Source organism: Thermobrachium celere DSM 8682 (assembly GCF_000430995.1).
Classification (GTDB): domain Bacteria; phylum Bacillota; class Clostridia; order Clostridiales; family Caloramatoraceae; genus Thermobrachium; species Thermobrachium celere.
In genome coordinates this window covers 5,901-6,464 of record NZ_HF951995.1, presented here as the reverse complement: position 1 = coordinate 6,464, position 564 = coordinate 5,901, and the positions used below count along the sequence as shown (strand labels likewise).

1 protein-coding gene is annotated in these 564 nt (G+C 28.9%); it reads right to left on the bottom strand.

All coding sequences use genetic code 11. The features are described 5' to 3' along the window. On the bottom strand, positions 1–564 hold a 564-nt coding region (locus TCEL_RS13670; RefSeq protein WP_040683658.1), incomplete at both ends, for a histidinol-phosphatase.

The following is a 564-nucleotide window of genomic DNA, read 5'->3' as shown; positions in this document are numbered from 1 at the left end:
TATGTTTAATGCCCATTCTACATTTCCTACATCTTCTGGCCTATGGGCATCACTATCTATTGAAAACATAACTCCCTCTTCCATTGCTATTTTAACATATTCTAGTGTTAAAAATCTATGACTAGAATTAATTTCTAGTGCAGTTCCTCTTTTTGCTGCTGCCTTTGCAAGCTCTCTTGTATCAATATCAACTTTAGCCCCTGGGTGAGTTATTATATCTATTTTATATTTATTTATTGCTTTAATTAATGCTTGCGTATTTATTCTTCTGCATTCTTCTTTTAGTTTTGAATTAAATTTTGCCATTTTATTTTTAATAAACAAAGTGTAAAAATCCTTTATTGATTTAGGTTTTGCTCCATTATGAAACCCAACTAATAATTTATCTAATAGTTTAAGCTCTTCTTCTGAAACGTCTATGTCACCATCTGCACTAATTATATTTGCCTCTACTCCTAAATAAATTTTTATCTTATCTTTATATTTTTCATTTAATGCGTCTATCTCTTTTCTCATTCTTTTTAATTTTTTTAGATTAACTCCAAAAAACATATGTCCTGGTCC